Annotated in this window: 22 protein-coding genes; 10 read left to right on the top strand and 12 right to left on the bottom strand. The window is 46.4% G+C overall.

What is annotated here, in order from left to right; all coding sequences use genetic code 11:
* Window positions 1-40 precede the first annotated feature (40 nt).
* The 11 genes from ACNI23_RS17195 to ACNI23_RS17145 form a co-directional block, all read right to left on the bottom strand.
* Entirely contained in the window at window positions 41-940 is a 900-nt protein-coding gene (locus ACNI23_RS17195) for a TIGR02285 family protein (protein ID WP_420250508.1), read from the bottom strand.
* Between the two features lie 149 nt (window positions 941-1089).
* Complete coding sequence (locus tag ACNI23_RS17190; protein ID WP_420250507.1) at window positions 1090-1551, bottom strand: ferritin family protein; 462 nt, start codon at window positions 1549-1551, stop codon at window positions 1090-1092.
* 20 nt (window positions 1552-1571) lie between these two features.
* The gene (locus ACNI23_RS17185; RefSeq protein WP_420250506.1) at window positions 1572-1775 is read right to left on the bottom strand and encodes a hypothetical protein; all 204 of its coding nucleotides are present in this window, start codon (window positions 1773-1775) and stop codon (window positions 1572-1574) included.
* A gap of 11 nt (window positions 1776-1786) precedes the next feature.
* Window positions 1787-2833: an FAD:protein FMN transferase gene (locus tag ACNI23_RS17180; RefSeq protein ID WP_420250505.1), complete on the bottom strand. Its 1047-nt coding sequence runs from the start codon at window positions 2831-2833 to the stop codon at window positions 1787-1789.
* A 92-nt stretch (window positions 2834-2925) separates the two neighbouring features.
* Window positions 2926-4152, bottom strand: coding sequence for an NADH:ubiquinone reductase (Na(+)-transporting) subunit F (gene nqrF, locus ACNI23_RS17175; protein WP_420250504.1), 1227 nt, complete (start codon window positions 4150-4152; stop codon window positions 2926-2928).
* A gap of 60 nt (window positions 4153-4212) precedes the next feature.
* Complete coding sequence (gene nqrE, locus ACNI23_RS17170; RefSeq protein ID WP_420250503.1) at window positions 4213-4821, bottom strand: NADH:ubiquinone reductase (Na(+)-transporting) subunit E; 609 nt, start codon at window positions 4819-4821, stop codon at window positions 4213-4215.
* 14 nt (window positions 4822-4835) lie between these two features.
* The gene (locus ACNI23_RS17165) at window positions 4836-5453 is read right to left on the bottom strand and encodes an NADH:ubiquinone reductase (Na(+)-transporting) subunit D (RefSeq protein ID WP_420250502.1); all 618 of its coding nucleotides are present in this window, start codon (window positions 5451-5453) and stop codon (window positions 4836-4838) included.
* Window positions 5446-6225 (bottom strand): Na(+)-translocating NADH-quinone reductase subunit C, encoded by a 780-nt coding sequence (locus ACNI23_RS17160; protein ID WP_420250501.1) that lies wholly within the window; start codon window positions 6223-6225, stop codon window positions 5446-5448. The genes ACNI23_RS17165 and ACNI23_RS17160 overlap by 8 nt, the downstream gene beginning before the upstream one ends.
* On the bottom strand, window positions 6218-7417 hold the full coding sequence (locus ACNI23_RS17155) for an NADH:ubiquinone reductase (Na(+)-transporting) subunit B (RefSeq protein WP_420250500.1): 1200 nt from the start codon (window positions 7415-7417) through the stop codon (window positions 6218-6220). Before ACNI23_RS17155 ends, ACNI23_RS17160 begins: the two co-directional genes overlap by 8 nt.
* A gap of 5 nt (window positions 7418-7422) precedes the next feature.
* The gene (locus ACNI23_RS17150; RefSeq protein WP_420250499.1) at window positions 7423-8763 is read right to left on the bottom strand and encodes a Na(+)-translocating NADH-quinone reductase subunit A; all 1341 of its coding nucleotides are present in this window, start codon (window positions 8761-8763) and stop codon (window positions 7423-7425) included.
* Window positions 8764-9037: 274 nt separating this feature from the next.
* The gene (locus ACNI23_RS17145; protein WP_420250578.1) at window positions 9038-10174 is read right to left on the bottom strand and encodes an MFS transporter; all 1137 of its coding nucleotides are present in this window, start codon (window positions 10172-10174) and stop codon (window positions 9038-9040) included.
* Window positions 10175-11675: 1501 nt separating this feature from the next.
* Here ACNI23_RS17145 and ACNI23_RS17140 point away from each other — a divergent pair.
* From ACNI23_RS17140 to ACNI23_RS17105, 8 genes are all read left to right on the top strand, one after another.
* Window positions 11676-12041: a hypothetical protein gene (locus ACNI23_RS17140; RefSeq protein ID WP_420250498.1), complete on the top strand. Its 366-nt coding sequence runs from the start codon at window positions 11676-11678 to the stop codon at window positions 12039-12041.
* A gap of 78 nt (window positions 12042-12119) precedes the next feature.
* Window positions 12120-12500 (top strand): septal ring lytic transglycosylase RlpA family protein, encoded by a 381-nt coding sequence (locus ACNI23_RS17135; RefSeq protein WP_420250497.1) that lies wholly within the window; start codon window positions 12120-12122, stop codon window positions 12498-12500.
* A gap of 128 nt (window positions 12501-12628) precedes the next feature.
* On the top strand, window positions 12629-12988 hold the full coding sequence (locus ACNI23_RS17130) for a DUF805 domain-containing protein (protein WP_420250496.1): 360 nt from the start codon (window positions 12629-12631) through the stop codon (window positions 12986-12988).
* Between the two features lie 84 nt (window positions 12989-13072).
* Window positions 13073-13417 carry a hypothetical protein gene (locus ACNI23_RS17125; RefSeq protein ID WP_420250495.1) on the top strand — a complete coding sequence of 115 codons (345 nt, stop codon included), beginning with the start codon at window positions 13073-13075 and terminating at the stop codon, window positions 13415-13417.
* Between the two features lie 38 nt (window positions 13418-13455).
* Window positions 13456-15519, top strand: a complete 2064-nt coding sequence (locus ACNI23_RS17120; RefSeq protein ID WP_420250494.1) for an AsmA family protein — start codon at window positions 13456-13458, stop codon at window positions 15517-15519.
* A gap of 279 nt (window positions 15520-15798) precedes the next feature.
* Window positions 15799-16737, top strand: coding sequence for an LURP-one-related family protein (locus ACNI23_RS17115; RefSeq protein ID WP_420250493.1), 939 nt, complete (start codon window positions 15799-15801; stop codon window positions 16735-16737).
* A gap of 38 nt (window positions 16738-16775) precedes the next feature.
* On the top strand, window positions 16776-18110 hold the full coding sequence (locus tag ACNI23_RS17110; protein WP_420250492.1) for a hypothetical protein: 1335 nt from the start codon (window positions 16776-16778) through the stop codon (window positions 18108-18110).
* Window positions 18111-18140: 30 nt separating this feature from the next.
* Window positions 18141-19346: a tetratricopeptide repeat protein gene (locus ACNI23_RS17105; RefSeq protein ID WP_420250491.1), complete on the top strand. Its 1206-nt coding sequence runs from the start codon at window positions 18141-18143 to the stop codon at window positions 19344-19346.
* Between the two features lie 23 nt (window positions 19347-19369).
* On the opposite strand, the gene ACNI23_RS17100 is transcribed toward ACNI23_RS17105, so the two are convergent.
* Window positions 19370-19873, bottom strand: a complete 504-nt coding sequence (locus ACNI23_RS17100; RefSeq protein ID WP_420250577.1) for a C40 family peptidase — start codon at window positions 19871-19873, stop codon at window positions 19370-19372.
* A 308-nt stretch (window positions 19874-20181) separates the two neighbouring features.
* Here ACNI23_RS17100 and ACNI23_RS17095 point away from each other — a divergent pair, with 308 nt between their 5' ends.
* On the top strand, window positions 20182-22113 hold the full coding sequence (locus tag ACNI23_RS17095; RefSeq protein ID WP_420250490.1) for a sensor histidine kinase: 1932 nt from the start codon (window positions 20182-20184) through the stop codon (window positions 22111-22113).
* Window positions 22103-22726, top strand: a complete 624-nt coding sequence (locus ACNI23_RS17090; protein ID WP_420250489.1) for a response regulator — start codon at window positions 22103-22105, stop codon at window positions 22724-22726. The genes ACNI23_RS17095 and ACNI23_RS17090 overlap by 11 nt, the downstream gene beginning before the upstream one ends.
* Window positions 22727-22864 lie beyond the last annotated feature (138 nt).

Genomic DNA, 22864 nt, shown 5'->3' with positions numbered 1-22864 from the left:
CGAGTTAACCCTTTTAATTTTAGCAACAGTTGCAGCTTTACTATTTAGTAGGGAATACTTCTTTAATATACTTTTCATGTAATATAACTGCCTCAGGAGTGAGAAATTTTTGATATCTTTTTTTGTATTCAGGATTATAGTTTTCATCTAAAACAGCATTAATCCTTTTGATTACTTTCTTACCCCAATAATTTTTAGTACATCCGATCTGAGAAACTACATATTTAGGAACTTCTTTAATGGGAATAAACACAAAATCCGCACTAATCTTTTTTACATAGTTTAGCCACTTCAATTCATGTGCATATCCGATTGTATAGTCTATGTGCCTGTTCCTAGCCATCATCGCCAGCATGCCTCTAAGAACGTCTTTGCCCTCACGGACAACAATTTTAGGAGACCCTTTATTCTCTACCAGCAACTTGTCTATATCTCCTTTATACTTTCTCCCCTTTGAAACGCCCATTATAAATGTAGAATTATTGAAAACATCTTCAATAGATATGTAGCCGTTGCTATCAATAAATGGCTTAAAATCATCAATCCGATCACTGCGAACAATAACACCATTTGGAAGAGCAATCATCGTAGGACGGCTGTATTCGATATACTTTTCCCGATCAGGAGTACGTACCAAGGCTACACAGCAGGCATTGCTTGTTTTAATTTGCTGGAGAATTCTTGAATAATTTGCTGAGTGATATGAATGCGAAAACTCGGGAAGCCCTTCACGCAATATCTTTTCAAGATAATTCTCATATCCGTCATTAGTGCTTTCACCAGTAGAAATGAATCCAGGTGGAAAATCAGCATGATACCAATCAATATGTTTGTTTCCAGAAAAGCCGGCACAAACAGTAACCGCAATCCAAGTACTGGTAAGTATGATTATAAGAATTACCTTCCAGACTACCTTGAAGTTAGTGTTCTTTGTCTTCATCTGATCTCTCCTAATCAAAATTTGACTGATTATAGCACAGGCTCCAATTCTTAGTACCGAAAAAAGGGTTTACACCGCAAGGTGTAAACCCTTTATTTAACAGGAGCCAACGAGACTCTTTGAGCCGGAAGCTTACTGTTTACAAACCCTTACAGCGTTTCGATTCTCAAAGCACTCTTAGCCAATCTTATGTTTTCACGCTTCTCCATATCGAGAAGGCCCTGAAAGACTTCACTGACATCGTCAGGGACATCATTCTGAATCATAGCTTCATAGGTTTCCAGCAGACACTTATCCAAATCAATAGCGACCTTCATTACCTCTTGAGTAGTCATGTCAGGGCCTAATTTTGCACTGAAAAACGGAGAAAGATCACACTCCTTATGCACGTACATGAACCATGTTTTCAAAACGCGTTCGGACAACCCGTCTCCATATTCATCCATTATAGCAGCAAGCCGGTCATGGTGACGACTCATGTAGTCCAACAGGAGCTTAACCCGTTCCTTTTCAGCAGTATCTGAAAGTTCCTTATAGAAAGAACCGAGCCTCTTGTGAAAGGCCATGGTCTGCTCAATCACATCTTTTGCGGTCTGGACATTTGCCATCATATCAATACTCCTGAACGCTGTTACAGCGGCTTAAGTGATGAATGTTTTTTATCTATAAGCTTCTTATCAAAATCATATTTTCCGCACCTGCAACCGGAACCGTCTCCGGCCTGAATGGACCCTTGGCAGGAACCGCGGATGCAGTTTCGCTTAAAAATAACTCCGATAGCCAATGCTAAAAACACAAGACCGAAAACAGCTGCTGCCATCAAAACAGTTTCCATGAAATATCTCCTCAATTCAATTTTTCGTGTTGAGGGAAATCGCCAGTGGCAATTTCTGATAATCCATCCGGGGTTTTCACAATGAAAAAAGCGGACAGGTTGCATTCCTTAGCCAACGCAATGCCTTTTTCCGGTCCAAGCACTGTCAGACCTGTTGCAAAAGCATCGGCACGGGAGCAGGTTTCATCCACGACACTTACCGAGACGAGTGTGTGCGTAATGGGCCGTCCGGTACCGGGATCAATTATATGTGAATATCTCTTACCTTCTATCTCATAATAGTTGCGGTAGTCACCTGATGTTGCCATGGCCTCACCGGAAAGACTGATCAGGGCTTGCACTGAACGCTCCATGCTTACCGGTTTTTCAACCGCAATACGCCATGGGGCATTGTCCGGCTTAACTCCGCCGGTCCTTATCTCTCCACCGATCTCAACCATATAACTGGATATACCGCTGGCTTTAAGCCAGGAGCTGACAGCATCCACGCAATAGCCCTTGGCAATGGCTGCCAGATCAAGGGTTATAGCCGGGGTGAGTTTTTTAAGGGCAGGAGGATCAAAACGGACCTCTATCAAATCTGATCCGACATTTGCCTTAGCCTCTTTAATCTCGTCCTCAGTCGGGATGATCTCGGGTCTTTTATCAGGTCCGAATCCCCAAAGGTTGACCAATGGTGCGATGGTAATATCAAAAGCACCGCCGGTTATACGGTTAACGGCTTTAGCCGTATGCACCACACCAGCCAGTTCTTTGGATACTGGAAACCAGTCCTCTTTGCGGTAGGCATTAAAACGAGACAGTTCGGAATCAGGTTTGAATAAGGACATAGCCGAATTTACTCCAGCCACAACCTGTTCTACTCCGTTACGCAAATCTTCAGGGGAAAGATTCTCCGGCAGACCGTAAGCGGTAATTGAATACGTAGTGCCAATGGCCCTACCCTGAATTCTGACGGGTTCAGACGAATTCTCGCATCCGACCAGCATAAGGGCCGAAAGAAGCAACAGGACAACTAATCCGATCACTTTAACCAATGTCCCTGAAAACCACTTCATACCTTCATCCTTACTTTCTTTTTCTGGAGAACCTTTGCCGGGGAAACAGTCCCCGGCAAAGGACTCCCTATAGATAACCTGATGCAGCAGGTTTATCCGCCGAAGTCATCATACATTATATTTTCTTTCTCAACGCCCTGATCCATAAGCATCTTCTCTACTGCGGAAGCCATCATCGGCGGTCCACACATATAGAATTCGCAATCTTCAGGGGCTGGATGATCCTTGATATAGTTTTCATACAGGACCTGATGAATAAATCCGGTATAACCTGTCCAATTGTCCTCAGGCAAAGGATCGGACAATGCCACATACCAATTGAAGTTCGGGCATTCCTCGGCCAGCTTGTCGAATTCCTCTACATAGAACATCTCCCGCAAGCTGCGCGCTCCGTACCAGTAACTGACTTTACGCGTTGTGCTAAGGCGCTTGAGCTGGTCGAAGATATGTGAACGCATAGGAGCCATACCCGCACCACCACCGATGAAAATCATTTCGGCATCGGTATCACGGGCAAAGAACTCACCATAAGGTCCGGAAATAGTGACCTTGTCTCCGGGCTTAAGGCTGTAGATGAATGAGGACATCTGTCCGGGGGGGGAATCAGGAGCGAACGGAGGCGGTGGGCAGACACGCACGTTAAGCATGATTATGCCTTCTTCCTCAGGGTAGTTGGCCATGGAATAGGCCCGGACAATGGGTTCTTTAACCACCGAAGTGTATCTCCAGAGGTCGAATTTATCCCAGTCTTCCCTGAATTTATCGCCGACTTCAAAGTCCTTATAGTGAACGGTGTGGGCCGGGGCTTCGATCTGAATGTAACCACCGGCACGGAAATCCACATTTTCACCTGCAGGCAGCTCAAGGGTGAGTTCCTTAATGAAGGTTGCACGCGGGATATTGGATTTAACTGTGCATTCCCACTTCTTGATATCAAAGATTTCAGCCGGAACCTCAATCTTCATGTCCTGTTTAACATTGACCTGACAGGCAAGACGGACGCCTTCGCGGGCTTCGCGCTTGCTGACATGGGAGGTTTCAGTGGGCAGAATATCTCCGCCGCCTTCAAAAACCTTACATTTGCACTGGCCGCAGGAACCACCGCCACCGCAGGCCGAAGGAACATATATTTCCTTTTCCGCCAGCGCACTAAGCAGTTTGGTTCCGGGACGAACTTCAATTGTTTTTTCCGGATCATCGTTAATTTCGATGTTCACCTCTCCGCTCGGGACAAGCTTGGCCCGGGCTAGAAGGATGAACACGCACAGCGCAAGAACCACGCCGGTAAACATCACAACACCGAGTATTATTTCAACCATGGTTTTACCCCACAGTTTAACGGTTCGTATATCAGCGGACGCTTGAAACGTCCGGCCCGCCTACATCTGGATTCCGGAAAAGGACAGGAATCCGAAGGACATCAGTCCGACCACAATAAAGGTGATCCCCAGTCCATCCAGTCCTTCCGGTACATCCGAGTACTTCATCTTCTCACGGATACCGGCCAGAAGAACGATAGCCAGAGCCCAGCCGACACCGGAACCGAAACCGAAAGTAACGGATTCCACGAAGTTGTAATCACGCTCCACCATAAAGAGGGAGGCACCGAGAATGGCGCAGTTAACCGTGATCAGCGGCAGGAAAATCCCCAACGCATTGTACAGGGACGGCACGTACTTATCGAGGGTCATCTCCAGAATCTGGACAATCGCCGCGATGACACCGATGTAGGAAATGAGACCGACAAAAGTAAGGTCAGTATCGCCAAATCCGGCCCATGCCAGAGCTCCTTCACGCAGGAAGTAGTTGTAGAGCAGGTTGTTAACCGGGACAGTGATCGTCATAACAACGATAACGGCCACACCCAGCCCCATAGAAGTCTGAACTTTCTTGGATACTGCGAGATAGGTGCACATACCCAAAAAGAAGGCCAGTGCAAGGTTCTCGATGAAGATCGATTTAACGAATATATTGATTAAATGTTCCACGATTCACTCCTTGCTTAGCGTTTGTTCTTCCGCTTTTCATAGACATTCACTGACCAGATAAGCAGCCCGATGATGAAGAACGCGCTGGGCGGCAAGAGCATGAGGCCATTAGCTTCATACCAGCCTCCTTCCGATGTCAGCTTAAAAACGCTGAGACCGAAAATCTTGCCCGAACCGAAGAACTCGCGCAGAAAAGCCACGATGATCAGAATCAAACCATATCCCAATCCGTTACCGATACCATCGGCAAGACTCATCTTGGGGGTATTTTGCATGGCAAAAGCCTCTGCACGCCCCATGACAATGCAGTTGGTGATGATAAGTCCGACAAAGACCGAAAGCTGCTTGCTTATTCCGTAAGCAAAGGCCTTGAGGAACTGGTCCACGATGATTACCAGCGTGGCGATAATGGTCATCATGACAATAATACGAATACTCGAAGGGATATGTTTCCTGATGGAACTGACCGAAACGTTAGAAGCCGCAGTAACAAAGATAACCGCAAGACTCATAACAAAGGCCGTTTCCAGCTTGGTGGTTACCGCAAGCGCTGAGCAGATACCGAGGATCTGGACCGCGATGGGGTTGTCCTCCAGAAGCGGCTTGAGCAATACTTCTTTGAACTTAGCCATTCTGTTCTCCTCCCTCGGCAGCTAGCCGCTTCAGGTACGGGGCAAAACCGCCCTCACCCAGCCAGTAGCGCACCAGATTCTCAACACCGTTAGCTGTCAGGGTGGCTCCGGCAAGACCGTCAACTTTATATTGAGCCTTAGGATCTTCCGCGCTTACTGCCCCCTTGATAACGTCAAGAACCGGATCGCCGCTCTCGCTGTAGACCTTTTTGTCCACCCAGAGAATCTTCCAGTTGGGGTTGTCGACTTCCCCGCCCAGACCGGGAGTTTCAGCATGCTCATAAAAACCGAAGTTCTTGACTGTGTTAAAGTCCGGAGCAAGCGCGATGAAACCGTACATGGTCGACCATAATCCCTTGCCGTGCAAAGGCAGGACAACGCGCTTAAGTTTGTTCCCGTCCATAAGCAGGTAGACACTTGCGTACTTTGCCCGATGTCCGATACCGGCCAGATCCTTTTCAGAAGGAATGGCTACACTTGAAGCCGGGTCCTTGGCCGCTTTACGCTGATCATAGGCCGCGGCATCAGTCTCCACGTATTCGCCTGTGGCAAGATCAACAACCTTGGGCACAATCTGTTTATAAAGTTCATCCACGGATACATCTTCATTGTAGATGCCCGCAGCCTTGAGAATATTTTCCTTGCGTTCCTTGACCTTATTATCTTCCTGAATTGATTTCAGCCCAACCGCTGCAGTCGAGACAAGCAGCGAGCAGACCAGGCACAGGGAAAACGCCACAGTAAATACTTTCTTTGTGGAATCGTTAGACACTGCGCACCGTCCTTCGCTTGATGTTGGCCCGCATCACGAGGTTGTCTATGAATGGGGCACACACGTTACCGAACAGAATCGCCAGCATGACTCCTTCTGGATAGGCCGGGTTGACCGTACGGATCAGGACAATCATGATTCCAATAAGGGCACCGTAATAGAATTGCCCTTTATGAGTCATTGACGATGAAACCGGGTCAGTGGCCATATAGACCATTCCGAAAGCCAATCCACCCATGACCAGATGCCAGAGCGGGCTGATAGTCATCATGGGATTGGAACCGCTGCTTACGGCATTGAAAATGATCGCAACTGCAAAGGCCCCGCCCAGCAGTGAAACCATAATCCGCCATGAAGCAATTCCGGTGAAGACCAACACGGCCCCGCCGATCAGACAGGCAAGGGTTGAAGTTTCGCCCAAAGATCCCGGAATGGTTCCGATGAAGCAGTCCCACCATGAATATTTGGCAACTACCGCATTTATTCCACCTTCGGCAGCCAGAGCCAACGGAGTGGCACCGGAAAATCCGTCGACCGGAACCCAGACACTGTTACCTGAGATATGCGCCGGATAAGCGAAGAAGAGAAAGGCGCGGGCCAGAAGAGCCGGGTTGAGGATGTTCTTGCCTGTTCCACCAAAGATTTCCTTACCGATAACCACACCGAAACTGGTTGCCAGAGCGACCTGCCAGAGCGGAATATGCGGAGGAACAATCAACGGAATAAGCGAACCGGTGACCAGAAAGCCTTCGTTGATTTCATGTTTACGAATAACCGCAAACAGGGTTTCCCAGAATCCACCTGCGATATTGCAGACAATATAAATGGGGAAGAAGTAAAGAGCACCCAACATGATGTTGGCCCCGAAACTTTCAGGATTGGCACTCAATCCGAGTCCGCTCATGACGCTCCAGCGCCAGCCGGTACCCGCTTCTAGTCCCATGGAAGCCAGAGCGGCGTTAGCCTGATACCCGGTGTTCCACATTGCCATGTAAAAACAGGGAATCAGAGCAAAAACCACGGTAATCATGACCCTTTTCAGATCAATGGCATCGCGCACGTGGGGCGATCCGGAACTGGTTTCGGTCGGCGAATATAAAAAGGTGTCCACCATCTCGTAGACCGGATAATACTTCTTGTATTTCCCATCCCCGGTGACGGCACCATGCATTTTATCAAGCAGTTTTCTCATATGCCTTACCCTTCCTTCTCAATTTGAGTGAGGACTTCGCGCAGCATGAGCCCGAAATCATTCTTGCCGCAATCCACGAAGGACAACAGGGCGAGGTCTTCCTCATCCAGCTCCAGACACCCGAGAGCCTGTGCTTCATCCGTATCCATGACTGCCATAGCCCGGACCAGATAAGTCGGCAGGATGTCCAGCGGCATTACCTGCTCATAAGCGCCGGTGGGGAAGATGGCGCGGTGGCTGCCTCCCAAAAGCGTATTCATATCAAAACGCTTTTTCTTTTTACTGAAAGCCGAGGCAAATACGGATTTGACGGAGAATTTATCGCATCCCGGAGCCAACCAGCCCAAGAGTTCACTTTCCCCGCCTTCGGTAAGGGCTGAGACCTGATTGTGGAAACGGCCTAAAAAGGCCAGCGGGCCCTCTGCTTTTGTCCCGGTCAGAATTGAACCGGAAATGGCCCGGACAGCCCCGCCCTTAAGTTCACCGGCCAGCATTTCATCAAGATTCGCGCCTAAACGGGTCTTGATGATTCGCGGGCGGTTAACCATCGGCCCGGAGAGAGCGACATAACGTTCGGTGGAAAGCCTGCCTGAGGTAAAGAGCTTACCTATGGCAATGACATCCTGATAGCCGATGTGCCAAACCGTCTTGGAAGGGCCTACGGGATCAACGAAATGAATATGGGTTCCGGGAAGACCGGCAGGATGCGGCCCCGAGAACATATGCATCTTCACTTCCTGAATCAGGGGCAGCGCAGTTCCGCCGGTAACGCAGACATTAATTGTATCGTTAAGGCAGGTAAGTACACGCAAACCATCCAACCAGGCGTCGGATTCTTTCCAAATAACGGGAGCGGGGTCCATAGCCAGAGGATTGGTATCCATAGCTGTGACAAAGATTGAACGCGGTTCGGATTCCGGGGCCGGAGTCTTGCTGAACGGACGCGTACGAAACGCGGTCCAAAGACCGGATTTCACTAGATTATCGACAACCTTTTCCCGGTCCAGACCGAGCAGCTTGTCTGAATCATATGCCGGGAACTCCACTTCGCCGGCAGCGTCATCAAGCTCGATGACCACAGACTGTAAAATTCTGCGCTCACCTCTGTTAACAGCAAGGACCTTTCCGGCTCCCGGTGCGGTAAAGACGACGCCGTCAATCTTTTTATCCGCAAAGATGGGCTGTCCCAGCTTGACCGTATCTCCCTCCGCAACGGCCATGCTCGGTTTCATTCCGACATAGTCGCCACCGAGGACAGCCACGGTACTGGGAGATTTTTCTTCGAAAATATCCAGTGCGGGCTCGCCCGAGATAGGAATATCGAGTCCTTTTTTGAGTTTTATCATGGAGAATACACCTTGTCCCTAAAGGGTTAACGGACTTAAAAACGGGTGCAACAGTACAACCCGTCTCAGCGCATGCGCCAAGACGTCTCCTTGATGGGTGGTGTGGGGACTAAATTAAGCTTCAATGCGTTCCGAGTAGATTTCTCGGAAAGTGTGGGGAATTACGCACGAAGTTTTTGTATTGGACTTATTCCATATCTAAAGAAATAAACAAGGTCAACCAGTTAGTAAAATTTACTGCATACCTCTTTAAAATAGCATCAATACGTTAAAATCAAACAGCATATAGCCTTTTACTCATGGAAATAAACGTGGGCAGCAGACATAATCCACCAAACAGGGCTGTTAGCTCAAAAGCATCGGCCATGCCGCCAGCCTCGGCAGCAAATCCGGCTATCCCCGGCCCAAGAACAAAACCGAGATTAGATACTCCCAAAAAAACACCCATAACGCGCCCTTTCGCTCCTCCCATGTCAGCAGCCAAAGACATGGAAGCCGGAAGCGACAATGCTGACCCGAATCCCATACCCGCAACAAGCAGACAAAAAATCCACAACGAAACAGGCTGTCCCAGACCAAAAAGGCAGGCGGCACAAAATCCCATGCCCAAAAAAGTCAACCCGGCACGGTCACGCGAATCAGCCCAGCGTCCTGTTACGGGCATTGCCAAAATGATAGCCAGATTAGGAAGAGCGAAGAGAAACCCGGCAAAATATCCGCTTAAGCCAAAATGTTCATTGATCAACCGGGGCAGAAAAGTAATTACAACGGAAGCTCCTGCCGTTCTACCCAACACGGCCAGAAGAAGAGAAATAAAACCGGCTTTACGCCACGGCAATCCTTCGTTTTCTTTTTGTTTTTCAGTCGAAACTGGAGTGTTTTCGGCCTTGCTCATTAAAAGCGCTACAAATGATAATCCCATCCCCAGCGCGGGCCACATCAAGGATAGAAATCCCAGCTTCCCTTGAAGCCCGATCCCGGCTCCTCCGGCAATTGGACCAATGATGAATGCAGAGTATAAACATGTATTATATAGGGCAAAAAAGCGTCCTCTCTCCTTTTGCCCAGCGCACTGACCAAGTAGGGACATACTCACCGGCTTAACTATACCCGCGCAGAATCCAAGACAAATCTGAATTATGCCAAGTGATTCCACCATTGGGAAAAAATGATAAAGACACGGAACAGCAGTTCCGACCCCGCAAGCCCATCGCAGCAGAGGGATTGGGCCAAAATAATCCGCACTACACCCTGCCAGTGGCGCAAGAACAAGACGGGCCAAAAAATATCCGGAGAAGGCAAGACCAAGCCAGGATGCGGATAATCCAATAGACTCTGTGCTCAAAGACAAAGAAAAAGTATATGCTCCAACCCCGAAAGTTGAAAAAAAAGCAGTAGCAAGAACCGCCATAACGGTCCCCTGCTTTGTATCAATGGATTCACTCAATACCTTAAGCCTCAAATTCATAATGGTCTTCCTCACCATACAGCATCTGCCATAAGATTCTCACATAACAATAAACTACCGGGCCAACATTAATGCAAGCTGGTTCCTTTTCGCACCAGTGGTTCGATTGAATGCAACACACCTAAGGAATGAGACTCAACCTAAACATTTACCCTTGAGCACCGTAAATAAATAATCATAATTAACTGTAAAACATGAATTTTATAATTATTCCACCCGTAGTAACATGCTTAAGCAACCCTCTTCAATTCAAATCACCATGAACATGAGTGTCATTATGACTATTTAACATTTACAGTGTGTCAGAAGGTCCTTCTACTTTCACAACATGCTGAAATAAAGGGGTGATGGATCAAAATCAGGCTTAATTGTCCAATAAATCACAAACAACTTAATGTTAGTGGTTCAATCATGAACCACTAGAAACTTTTTCTCAAATAGGCAAACTGCCGACATAAAAGATTATTACTCTTTGGCTTATTATTTGCTATTAAACACGTATCCTGTATTGGGTGGTTTTTTATTGAAAACATCGTGGGGATGTTTTTCAAACAACCATGTGACAATTGGAGGTTGGCATAAACCATTTAAAATACGATAAATATATACCTGTGCCTTAAACTGGCAAGGATTCATAATACCCAAAAGTCAGATGGAATCAGCTAAAAGAATACCGACGTTATTCGAGTAACAAAATGTTACCAAACATCGGATTACATTTATTTGGTTGAAAACAGATTTCTGTGCTTCTTTATTATCTTTCAAAGACAGTCTACGGATAAATTTCCTCAAGACATGAAAGGAAATATTAAAAAAGAAAGTGGCCGGAGTTCAGTCATATATACAACTATGCTGAATTCCGGCTATTTCCCACTTTTGCCCGTCACCAATCCTTCGCGCGTCTATCTACGTTTTCATTGCACAACTTTTCCGAAAATTCACAGCCGATAACGTCCTTAAACCCTTTATTTATCTTGCTACCGCTGTTTCAGATCAATTTCAAACCTGCCGAAAACTACCTAAAACTACCGAGTTTTGTACGCAGATTTGCGTACACTTTGCGGACAGAAAAAACGAAGCCTCCTTTCCTCCTTGTGAAGTGTTCTGCGTCCAGACCTCTACACCCCACTCATCACTCAGGTTTTGATGTTGCTTGAGCAACATCAAACTGACCATCAGCCTTTAACGTTTAGATGACGTTTTGATTTGGTCATTCGGTTCTCCTGTGAAAGTAAGGACCACGGCATAACCGTGTGTTCACGATCTTGTAGCAGGACCATAGTCAAATGTACGTCTTTTGACGGACAGACAGAAGCAGAATTGTAATCTATTAGTCCTCTATAAGGCCACTGGAAGATTAGGTTGTTTTTTGGAAAAGATTCATAACCTTTATTTGGACTTGGAGTGGCGGGTCCATAACCTTGAATTGCAGTAAGGAGATATGATGAAATTTTTTACAACAATATTTTCGGCAATACTGGTATGCATACTCTTTGTTTCTGTCGCCCAAGCCAACAGTCTGTGTCAGGGAAAGGAAGGACTCTGGATCAGTCCCCCCGCTCAAGATCCTAATTTCGGCAACTATTACTTAGGGGGCATGTGCGACAATAACTCATGCTACCACATCACTATTTCCAACGATGCCCAAGGTGAAGACATGGTAGGACTTACATTTACCTGCCAAGAAATCGGTGACGGCCAGGACAGAATTCAATGGGTATTTGTTGACACAAAGACCGGCGAAAAACAGGAATTTGAAGCAAACCTTCCGGAAGTCAACGAAATCCTTAAAGACTCACTCAACGAATAACAATTACTCGCTACGGAGGGATAGTAGGGAGCCCCTACTATTCTTCCTACAAGCAATAATCTCAATAAGGATTATCTAATGCGAATACTCCCAGCAATTCTTGTCGTGTTGAGCTTGATCTGTTTCGGCTGCGCTTCAGCTCCGGTACAGGCAAAAAAATCATCAAGCTATACTCAGTCAGGGAAAGCTTCATACTACGCTGATAAATTTCAAGGACGATCGACGGCCAGCGGAGAACTGTACGATAAAAAAGCGATGACTGGCGCACACCGAAAATTGCCTTTCGGAACACGGGTACGGGTAACAAATGTGGCAAATGGGAAAAGCGTCATCGTACGGATAAATGATCGCGGTCCTTTCACGAAAGGACGCATCATTGACCTCTCGCGCGCTGCTTTCAGTTCGATTGGCAACACGGCTGCAGGAATCCTTTCTGTTACCGTTGTTGTTCTTGATTAGCTCTCCCCCTCGGAAATCCAAAGATCATGAAAAAGCAGAAAGTAAGCCTACCCTGTACGCAGTTTGGCGGACAGACACTGTTTTTGATTTTTAATAAGTAGAGATGCAAATCCAAGGAGATTTATAGAATGGAATTCATGGAAGCTGTTAAGATATGCATACGGAAATATGCGACATTTAAGGGTCGTGCAGCTAGGCCGGAGTTTTGGTACTGGGTGCTCTTTACATGGATTCTTTCCATGATCGCCTACACAATCGACACAGCTATTTCCGGCAGTACCGATCCCCTGACCCGGTCATTGCTTGCCTCAAATATAGTCATTTTTATCACCGTTATTCCTACCATGGCTGTCAGCGTTCGGCGCCTGCATGATGTCGGGCGTTCCGGCTGGTGGTTCCTGCTTACATTTACCGTAATTGGAGCATTGTTGCTGCTCTACTGGTATGTCCGCCCAAGCAAGAACAATCGGCTTGTTGATTCTGTTTAAAAGCACCCAATAGTGCCATGACAATCATCAGTAACAGCCAATCTTTTAAAACCAGCACACAAAACAGATATTGAGGAAAAGATCGTGAAGAACAGGCAGTGGATTACCCTGACCGCGACATTGGCTTTTTCCGTACTGTTGACGGGGGCAGCTCTAGCAAAGGATATCGTTATTTTTAATGAAACTAATTTCGAAATACGCGCGGTTTACATGTCTTCCGCTGAAGAGAAATGGTGGGGTGACAATCTGCTGGACGATGATGTGTTGCGCCCCGGTGAGGGGTTGAAAATATCCGTATCCGGCGCCCCCAAAGATTTGGATTTAGCTCTCATTGATGACGAAGGTCAGGAATTGGCTCTCATGGAACTTGATTTTAGAGAATTTGATTCACTCACGCTCTTTACTGATGGAACCGGTCGTTTCGATTAGGGTTCCCTTCATTTCAATGCAAGAAGGAATTCCGGGCTATGAAGAAAATCGTCAAAATCATACTGGCTGCTTGCGCCGCTGTTGTGACCCTTTGCCTAGCTGGTATCTTACTGGTCACGCTCATAGTTGATCCCAATGAATACAAGGATGAAATAGTCCAACTGATCCGGCAAAAAACCGAACGTGAGTTAACTTTTAATGGCGACATCGGACTGAGTTTTTATCCGTATATCGGTTTTAAAGTCGGAGCCGTAGCTTTGGGTAATGCTCCGGGATTTCCTGACCATGATATGGCCCGCATAGAGAATGCGGAAATTTCTCTGCGTTTGATACCGCTCCTGTCCGGTAAGGTGTCTGTCGGCAAAGTCATATTGGATGGCCTTTCTTTGCACCTTGTGAAAAATTCGCAGGGAATCTCCAATTGGGATGATCTGGCTGGTAACAGTAAAGAAGCAGATATTGCTTCTGCTGATCTTCCCGCAGATCCTGAAAACGGTGGCAGCGTTTTGAACTTTGAAGATATTTCTGTTCAAGGCGTCGAGATTACCAACGCCAACCTGCTTTACACGGATTTACAGAAAGATTCCAAGACATCCATCGGCAATCTCAACCTAAAATTAGGCGCTATTCAGGGAACTTCCAGCTTTCCATTCGAACTCGGATTTGAATTCAAATTGGATCAGCCGAATATTACTCTCCAGCCACAGCTTTCAGGCAATATCCAATTAAACCCTGCAGCAAAAACAGTGGCCGTTGATAACCTTGCTTTGTCAGTTCTTGCCCTGAGTATTACAGGGCAGGTTCATGCCGTAGCTCAGAACGGGCCCCCTTCTTTCTCCGGAAGCGTACAATTGGCGGAAACATCTCTACGCGAATTAATAACAAAATTTGGAGCAAACATTTCCGACATGTCGGATTCCGACGCGTTGAAACGGTTTTCAGCTGAAATAGAATTTGGTGGAACGGACAATTCTGCTGAATTGAAAGCCCTAACACTCAGACTCGACGACAGCACGCTTACAGCTAATGGGAAAATTGTTGATTTCGCCACACCTCAGATTTCCATAAACGCTATGGTTGATGCCTTTGATGCCGACCGTTACCTGCCTTCGCAAACAAAACCGGAATCAGGGAACAAGCCTGAACAGGAAACTGAATCCCCTGATTCTGCCCAACCTGTGACGGAACCGAATCTGGATGCACTTCGTAATCTGATTCTGGATGCTCAGTTTAAAATAGGTCGTTTTAAAGTAAAGAATATTCGAACCACAGACATTTTCATCAAGGTCGATGCTCATGACGGAGTTCTGTCCGTGGCTCCATTTTTAAATCTCTATAACGGAAAATTTGAAGCCCAAACCCGGCTTGACGCAAATAGCGAAACTCCCCTTTGGAGCGGAAGCGGCACATTGCAGAAACTTGATACCCGATCTTTGCTGCATGACCTGCTCAGTAAGGATGTGATAAGCGGCACCGCCTCTATTAAATATAACCTTACAGGATCAGGATTAACACCTGATGGAATTAAGAAAACCGTGAGTGGAACTGCTGCCTTTGCTGTTACAGAAGGAGCGGTTCTAGGCGTAGATGTTGCCAAGATGATCCGTGATAGCTGGAACAAAATTATGGGGGCAGATGAAGAAGGAAACGAAACAGGCAACTTCAATTTTTCAAGCCTTGAAGCTTCAGCGACACTGAAGAACGGGCATATCATTAATAATGATCTGTTGTTTGATTCCCCACTGGTGGAATCCACTGGAGCCGGCTGGGCTGATCTTCCTGATGACAGAATTGATTATAAGGCAATGGTCACCGTAGTGGGCTCTCTTGACGGACTCGAGGGCGAAATTCTGGAAACCGTCAAGGACATCCCTCTCCCCTTGCATGTGAAGGGAAAACTAAATGATCCTTCCATCGGTCTGGACGAGGATGCAATGGCCCAGTTGCTGGTGACTGCCGGTATCAGTGTCGGACTGGATACACTTGCCGATTCGCTGTTGGGGGATATGGACGAAGATGAGTCATACGCAGACGAAGCCGGATCTGATGATTCAGATGATTATGACGACGAAGGTGATGATTTATTTGGAGATTTGTTTTGATTATAGCATGTGGTCCCTGGAAAACATTAAAAATTAAAAAAAACAATTAAACCTGCTGCAGACAGCTAACAAGCCATGCATTTATTAAAATCAATTCTAATTAAAATATTGTTGTGGGCCGCTACCTTTGGATCTTTTATCTTCTGTTGTTACTATTTCTATCTTGCATTTATTGTCGATACAGACTCAGAGATGACTCTGTACACCACATATGCAACACTTCTACTCATTACATCTTTCACCTGTCTGCAATTTGCTTGCGCAAGCATTTATAACTCCATGAATGATACTGTTAAAATGGTTACCAACCCGAAAGAAGTCGGGCTGGATGCCGTTTTTAACGCCTTTGAAGGGCTGGAGACGATTCTCGGCAAGCCTTGGATCGGTAAAATAAAAAGTATTAGAAATAAGGTAATTATCTTTGGTCCAAACGTGTATGGAGAATACATTTATATCGACACGTTCGGAAAAGGAAGCATCAACGTAGCCTTCAGCGACAGGCCATCATTTATAAGGTTTGGCGAAGAAGATAAATGGCGATTGGATTCCCAGCCGGAACCTGAAACCTTAGAAGACGTCATCCGCTATTCATTTGTCAGTGCCTGTATTCTTCCCGAATTGGCAAAACGAGTTCAGGAGTTTGTCAATACGGGAGAGGTGGATATAACCCCGCTCGGTATCGATCAGGATGAAAAAATTTATATTTTTGATGAAGATTTCAGCTGGAAAGGACAGGAGTTTACCCTGTTCGATGTAGATGAAAATGAAATGCTGGAAGTAAAAGCACTGGTCCCCTGTAAAACCTTTTCCATCACAAAGCCCGGCAGCGAAGAAGAACTTTTCGGTTTGACCAAGCGAATTTTCCATTTCATGCCTACGTACGATCTATTTGAAAAAGGCCATATAATAGGTCGGCTCAAGAAACGATTCATCTTTCATCATGTCCATTTTGTCGGCGACACTGCCCTCGGCCTGTTGGAGTTGCGCAGCATGAACGCAACCCTTGGTTCCAACTATCAGGTAAAGCTTGATGGTAAGCAAATTGGGACCGTTGCCAGAAAGCTGAATATTGATTTAGGCAACGTAATTTTCGATAACTTTATTATATCGTCCAGAGCTCCAGAATACCTGCCGCTCATGGCTGGGATGGCTGTGATGGTCGCCCGTCAAGCGCAGAGAGACAAGGTAGAGACGGTCGTTACGCTGGCAGATGATTAGATCGCGCATTGATATGATTTTAATTGATGGAGTGTAAAATGGGGTTTCTCTTCAACAACCTTCGGCAATCGAACAAAGTCGTAAATCATAATAGCCAAATCAGTGCGGCAATGTGTGCCATGCTGATCGGGTTGCTGCTCTTCATTTCCAGTGAGGCGATGGCAGGCTGGGATGTCAGCAACCAAAGGGAAACCGATGGACATAAAACCGTTGCAGGTGAATTGTTCACCGATACTGACTTAACCAGATCATCCAGACAGACTGAAACTCCAACAGCTCAAACTGATGATAAAGAGGTAGATGCTGCAACCACGCCTGAACCTCAGCCGGAAACCGGCAATGAAGATGAAGGCTTTGCACCGGGGGACTGGCTTCTTGCTTTCGGGCTAGATGATCAGATCTTTCCTGCAGCTATTATCGCCCTATCCACCCTTGATCCGGAAAATATCGGGGTCAATCGTAAAGAAAATACATTCGGCTCACCATTAGCTATGGCCTCTGTTTTCATCCGTGCAGTGAATCCCGGAGACAGGGTAACTGTGGAAATTACGAGCACCAAACTCATTCGCCCCTCGAAGATGACAGTGACTCTTCCCGATGCAGACAAGGTATATGAAATAAGCCCGCATCTACGCTACGAATATGAAAAATTACTCTCCATTCGCCAGCCCTACCCTGAGGACGTTACCGCAAGAGTGTTCGTCAATGGCCAGGAAGTCGGCGAGCATACACAAACCGTTATTGTTCGTTCAGTAAATGACTGTTTTTTTGGACTATACACTAACGAAGGCAAAAACTTTGAGGATTGGTCAGAGATGTTTGCTGCCTACGTTAACGAGGGAGATCCCATCATAGACGAAATACTCAGTGAGGCTCTGCGCAAAGGATATGTAGACGCATTTATAGGCTACCAGGGAGACGAAATGGACGTGGCTCTCCAAATGGAAGCGATCTGGAAAGTTCTGAAAGACAAAGGGTTCAGGTATAGCTCCATCTCGACGACGTCTGTGGAATCTGCTGTGGTAGCTGCGCAACATGTACGCCTTGTGGGAGATTCTACTCGTGGAGCACAGGCAAATTGTGCAGACGGGGCTGTGCTGCTTGCCTCTATTTTTAGAAAAATCGGCTTGAATGCCTATCTGATTCTCCTACCAAGTCATATGATGGTTGGAGTTTCCAGCAACGCGGAAAAAGACGCTCCGATTATCCCCATCGAAACCACTCTGCTTGCATGTGCTGACCTTGATCAGGCTCAGGGGTCCGGCCTCAAAACGATCAATGAATATAAAGACGAACCCTCGGCTGTCACCTACATCAGTATAAATGGAGCCCGTGAAGCCGGAATATTGCCGCTTCGCAATCTCTACAATTAATTGAATCAACAATTATCAGGAGTGACTATTTTGAAGCCCGTTGCGATGCACGATAGCAAGCCGGCTATCATTGTAAGTGTGGTTCAGGTGAGTATGTGGCAAGCCGCATTGAAATTTATGGTTCTTCTGTTGATTTTATCATTTGGCATGATGGGAACATCCTTGGCCGATTCTACACCAAATTCCAGAGATCAGGCTGTTGAATTAAGCCGTAATGCTAACGAAGCTTTCCTGAATGGTGATGTAGATACGGCCTATGTGAATTACTCTACTGCGGAAAAAATATTCCAAGCCCGTGCAGATGATAATCCTTCAGATCTTCAGGCACAAAAAGATCTGGCAGTAATCAATGAGCGGCTCGGAGACCTTTATGTTCGCATGGAGAAAGGCGTTAAGGCTCATTTCGCATACGTAAGAAGCACCAGTATATTAGAGAAACTTCATAACAATAATCCTGCCGATGTGTGGTTGCTGCAGAGCATTGTAGTGGGAAATTTGAAGCTTGGGGACCTGTATGTCTGGTTGGGCAAGGCAGAGAAAGCTGCTACAGCGTATGAACAGGGTGTTGAGTATTGTGAAAAGTCATTCTCTGTTTTCCCTGAAAACATTGATGTCCGCCGGAATCTATGCCTTCTTTGGTACAGACATGGATGTCTGCTTAATAAACTTGGGTTGGCTGATAAGGCTGAAACAGCCCGCAGTTATGAAATGGCGGCACGAGAGGCTGTTCTCTCACTGGACGCAAATAAAGGAAAGGAAGCTGTTTTTCTCAGCTACAAGCTTCTTGGAGAGCAATATGATCTGGTAGGTCAGTGGGCTGACTCCATTACAACTTTTCACACAAGTCTTGATCTGCTCAATTCTTTGCTGCATGACGACCCCACAAGCATCAAGTATCAATGGGAATTGTCGTCTGTGCTTCGAAATCTCGGCAAAGCGCATGCGCAGTTAGGGCAATTCGATGACGCAATAGCCGCTTACGAGCGGGCTCTGGGTATCGAAAAGCAGTTGGTGGAATCCGTTCCTGATAATTATAATTTTCGACGTGATCCTATCGTTACACACTACAAAATAGGAAAAATTCATGAAGCCAGTGGCAGAACCGGAGCAGCTTTGCAGGAATATAAATCCGCCTTGTCGCTCGCAAAGGAAATGATAGAAAACACTCCCGAAGAGTCCCAATTACAGCAGGATGTTTCTGAAATCACGAAAAGGATTAACGCCCTAGGAAATTGAGGAATCATCTCGTGTCAGGTTGTCTAAAGAACGCGTCTAACTCCGATAAGACGTCCACGCCAATACGGTCCCGACATCGACACCTCGCTTACTGTCTTACCAGAACTGGGTGAATGAACAAAGGTACCGCTTCCTGTAGCAATCGCAGCGTGAAGAGATTTACCTTTCTTGCTTACCTTGTAAATAAGAATATCACCGGGACGAACAGAAGATTTATTAACCGGTCTACCTACAGACAATAATTGCGATGAGGAACGAGGTAAGTTGATCCCGTACTGATTGAACACGTACCAGACGAAACCCGAACAATCGAAGCCGGTTTCAGGAGAACGGCCTCCCCATTGATAGGGTATACCGAGAAGGGATCTGGCTGTGCTGACGATGCTGGAGCCTTTTGACGTCCTAGTGACTTTGCTTGCCCGCCCTATCTTGGTTGCTGAAACGATTTTTGCTGATTCATATGCCTGACGTTTGGGCGATGGATCAGACGTAGTGGCACAACCACTTACTACGAACAGCAGAAGCATAAACACTAATGGGAGCTTCATTATAAAATCTCCAAACAGAAATTAAGGATTTTCAGTTTATCAAAACAGAATAAATAAATAACATAGAACTGTGCACGTGTCTGTCCGTCAAAGTACGGACGTTGTCCTGCTTTTATATAGAAGTTGTCTGTTAAGCTCTGCTTTTGTATGGTCACCTTTACAAGAAATGCTGTTCCAAGACTCAGTCATTAGCAATCCATTCAGGGTATCATGTTGTGAAAAAAAGTTTGTTTCCTATTCTAAAATTGAAACACCATAAGATCGTATATTTTTTAATAGTCGCGCTAGTGCTGAGTTTAACAGGCTGCGCTGTCGATAGACCTGAAAACAAACCTTACGCGAAGCGTGGCGTAATCGACCTGCGTGGGCAGGATTTTTCAAAAGGCCGGATATTCGCCCTTAACGGAGAATGGGAATTTTATTGGGACAGGCTACTTACGCCGGAGAAATTCAGTTCAGGAAGTAAATCACCCGAACTGTCCGGACTATTTACTCTACCCGGAACATGGCGTGGACATAGTATTGATGGAGAACGTCTTGGCAGTACCGGGCAGGCCACATACCGGCTGAGATTGTTGACGGATCAATCTGTTGAGCGATTGACTCTTCGTATTTTCGACATCCACGAGGCTTATAAATTATGGGCCAATGGCAAGCTGATAGCACAAAGTGGACTGCCGGGAAAATCGGCTGAAACTGAAACTCCTGCCCGTTCACTAAAACTGGCGGAAGTACATCTGCGGGGACAGCCTGTCGACCTGATTCTTCAGGTCTCCAATTATCATTTTCGCAGAGGGGGGATTGGAGAACCGATCCTCATTGCCAGTCCCGGACCGTTAGAAGCGATGCAGACACGGGATTGGGCCATTTCATTGTTTTTCGCCGGATGCATGCTGGTTATGGGGGTGTATCATCTTGTACTTTACTTCTGGCGTAAACGCGACGTAGCACCCTTATACTTCGGTATATACTGCTTGTTGGTAGTCGGCTACAGCGTAACCTCAAACTCATCCCGCTGGGTTATTTCCCTTCTGCTCCCCGGATGGAATTCGGTGTCCATGGAAATTTTCTCGCTAACCTGCTTTGTATGCTGGGCATCACTACTATACCGTTTTCTGAAGACTATATACCCGAATGAATTTCATTCTTTCCCCGTCTACTTACTGGATGCCAGAATCGTTATTTTCTCGGTATTGCTTATCTTTGCTCCCGGCCTACCACTGTACTGGTTTATTGCAGTCTGTCTGCTGCAGACTTTTCTCTATGCTGCATATTACCTGCACCGGGTTTTCCTGTGTGTGAAACGGAAGCGGACCGGCGCAAGAATCCTGTTAACCGGATTAATTATCCAATTTATCGCAGGTATTAACGATCCTTTGGTCCATATGGGAATCATAAAATCCGTATATTTGGTCGAGCCTGCTGTTTGCTTATTTATACTTTCTCAATCGCTGGTATTATCCAAACTCTTCTCCAATGCGTTTAGTTCTGTTGAGCGCCTTTCCATTGAATTAGAGCAGAAAAACCAGTCACTGAATGCAGAAATGGAAGAAAGAAACAGGCTGGAGAAAAAAATTGTCAGCATCAGCGAAGAAGAACGCCGTCAACTCAGCCACGAGTTGCATGACAGCCTTTGCCAACAATTAACTGGAGCCCGATTACGTGCAACAGCTATGTCACATGGGCATGTAGAAGATAAAGATGGCCCAGAATTAGCGGAATTGGCGGAAATACTAAAGACCTCAACTCGGGAGGCCTATAAAATAGCCCGGGGACTATGGCCTGTTGAACATGGGAATTCCGGACCTTCGCTTGAGGCTTTGGTCCGCAGCATAGCCAAGGCTACAGGCATACGGGTCACTTTCAACCAGAATTGCCCATGCGACGAATGTATGAATGAAAACATCACTGCCTTGTATCGTGTCGCTCAGGAGGCTCTGACCAATGCAGCGAAACACGCAGAGGCCAAAAATATTCACGTTCAGTTAAATTGTTGCAAAGCCGACAGCATTACCCTGACAGTAACTGACGATGGGGTAGGACGAAGAGCTTCGAAAAATGAAGACGGTGGACTTGGGACAAGTATCATGCACCACAGAGCAAAGGTCATAGGTGCACAACTGACAATAGGAAAAGGCCCCTTAGGCGGTACCGTTGTCAGATGCACAGCCCCCTGCATTAAATCAAACAAAAACAAAGAAGTGGACAATGAAAGATAATCCTTCCGCCCTAAAATTTATTCTCATTGACGATCATCCTGCTATCCGAAAAGGGCTGGGAATTCTTCTGGGCACACGTCAGCATCGGATAGCAGCAGAAGTTAATAGTCTCGCCGAGGCCCGGAAGGTATTAAATAATCAGAATTTTGATATCGCCCTGCTCGACCTCTCTCTTAAGGATGGAAGCGGACTGGAATTGCTTCCTGATCTTGAGCGGCTTGATATCGCAGCACTGGTCTATTCAATGCACGAAGAGGCCGGACTGATCGATCGCGCATTTCGCTGCGGGGCTCTTGGCTACGTATCCAAACAGGAAGACGCGGATGTACTATTTGAAGCTATAAGTACTGTAGCCGCAGGAAAAAGATACCTCAGTCCCTGTGTTGTGCACTGCTTGGACCAAAGCGAGAAAGAGGAAAAATTAGAAGAGTCCTTGAGTGATCGGGAAAGACAGATTTTCACCTTGATGGGACAGGGATTCGGAAATACTGAGATTGCGGACGAACTGGGACTGAGCCGCCGAACTATAGAGACATACTGCAATCGAATGGCTAGGAAATTTGATTTGAATGGAAGAAAGGAATTACGCAAATACGCTATTTCAGCTTCATGATTTGATTTGCTGTAACCATTTACGAAGTATTGTTTCTATTGGCTGTGCAGGGTACGAGCGCACAGGCTGAATCTTTTTCCATCTGCAATTATTTTAAGTCTCGGACGCACTGTAGCCCTCCCGCAAGCCACGCCGGGC

This window comes from Maridesulfovibrio pacificus (SeqCode), from assembly GCF_048612815.1.
Taxonomy (GTDB): Bacteria; Desulfobacterota; Desulfovibrionia; order Desulfovibrionales; family Desulfovibrionaceae; genus Maridesulfovibrio; species Maridesulfovibrio pacificus.
The sequence above is the reverse complement of the archived record's forward strand: the minus strand, read 5'-3'. Positions and strand labels throughout refer to the sequence as shown.